We start from the raw sequence: 1,554 nt of genomic DNA on the forward strand, positions 1-1,554 counted from the left end.
TCGCCATCCGCGAAGGCGGCCGCACCGTCGGCGCCGGCGTCGTCTCCAAGATCATCGAGTAATCGCAAAAGGCCGGGCGGGCCATGCGCCCGCCCCCTTTCATGGCATGGTGGGAACGGGCGGGCTTCGGGTCCGCCCGTTTCACGTTCCGCGGGGGCTGACGGTGTGACCCGGACTCAACGTGCCGGCGGTTTGAGTTTCCAGGCCACGCGCTGACCAGGATTGGCGCGGGCCGCGGCGATCAGTTTCTCGAACCGGTGGTCTTGTCCGAAGGGCGCCAGCCGGGCGCGAGCGGCTTCCAGTCCCGCGATGAGTTCCGCATCGCTTAGCCGGTCGCAGGCCGCGCGAACCAGTGCTCCCGCGTCGGGGGGGGTGCGGCACAGGAAAACCATCGTGCTTGGGGCGCAGGCGGCCAGCGGCACGAAATGTTCGGCCAGCCGTTCCATCTGCACGGCGATCCAGGGCTGGCGCCAGTGGAAATAATCCTGCTGGATCACCAGCGATCCGGCCGGCACCAGGTTGGGAAAGAAATGCGCGGCCATCCTGTCCATTGCACCGGTGGTCTTGGAGGCATCCAGCGCAAGCAATTCGATCGGCCCGCCCGGCCAGCCATTATCCTCGATCTCTCCGGGATGCAGCGAGATCAGGGGCGACCAGGGATCGAGCAGGCGCCGGGCCAGCGGCAGGATATCCCGCCCGTCAAAGGGTGGAATGCCGGCAGGATCGAACAGCCGTTTCTTGAGGCCCGCGCTGGCGGTGAAGCGGTCAAACCCATGCACCCGCGCCCCGTGCCCGGCCTGCCGACGTCCCTCGGCCAGCCGCGCGGTAGAGCCGCCGACGAAACAGCCGAGATCCACGATGGCGCCGCACCCTCGTGCCCAGTCACGCGCCGCCCAGAAATAAAGGCTCTGTTCCACATCGCTCAGCATCGTGGGAACCCGCAGCGCCGGCGCCATCTGCTCGGCGGTGATCCCTTTCCAGGGGGCCGCGGCAAAGCGGGCGCGGATATCATCCTCGGCGGTCCTCGTCATGGGATTTGCCTAGCACCGCGATCGGCGCAAAACCAGCACCTTGGCGTGAAAAGCGGCTTGATTCCCACGGTCGGGTAACGTAATCGGACGCACGGACCCTAGGGGTGTAGCTCAGTTGGTAGAGCATCGGTCTCCAAAACCGAGGGTCGGGGGTTCGAGTCCCTCCGCCCCTGCCATTGAAACGAAACAGATGTTCCGTTTCAAGGTAGACAGGTCCAGAGCGTTCGCTAGCCGCTCTCGTGGTCTCGGACCCGCCTGCTGCGGAACATGCCCCTGCAAGCAGTGATCCTCCCAGGTCAAGTATGGAACTGGTGTTGTTTCCGTATCACGGGCGACCGCTGGATAGGGCCTCCGTTTCCCGGCTTTCGCGTTCTTGTGATCGCGGGGCGCCTTCGGGCGGCCCTTTGATCAACAGCCGCGGCACTGTGCCGAACGTAAACGGTGTTCTGTCCCCACCTTCCTGTGATTTTCCGGTTCTGCGAGTCCTTTCCTGTTGGATGACAGGGGTGGAGTTTCTCCATGG

Annotated in this window: 1 protein-coding gene and 1 tRNA gene; one reads left to right on the top strand and one right to left on the bottom strand. The window is 65.0% G+C overall.

The window, feature by feature from the left end; translation table 11 throughout:
• Window positions 1-176: 176 nt before the first annotated feature.
• Window positions 177-1,031 (bottom strand): hypothetical protein, encoded by an 855-nt coding sequence (locus EV663_RS15490; RefSeq protein WP_132953435.1) that lies wholly within the window; start codon window positions 1,029-1,031, stop codon window positions 177-179.
• A 100-nt stretch (window positions 1,032-1,131) separates the two neighbouring features.
• Between EV663_RS15490 and EV663_RS15495 the strand changes: the two genes are divergently transcribed.
• Window positions 1,132-1,207, top strand: a tRNA-Trp gene (locus tag EV663_RS15495).
• The last annotated feature ends 347 nt before the right edge of the window (window positions 1,208-1,554 follow it).

The sequence above is a fragment of the Rhodovulum bhavnagarense genome, from assembly GCF_004343505.1.
In the GTDB taxonomy this organism is placed as follows: domain Bacteria; phylum Pseudomonadota; class Alphaproteobacteria; order Rhodobacterales; family Rhodobacteraceae; genus Rhodovulum; species Rhodovulum bhavnagarense.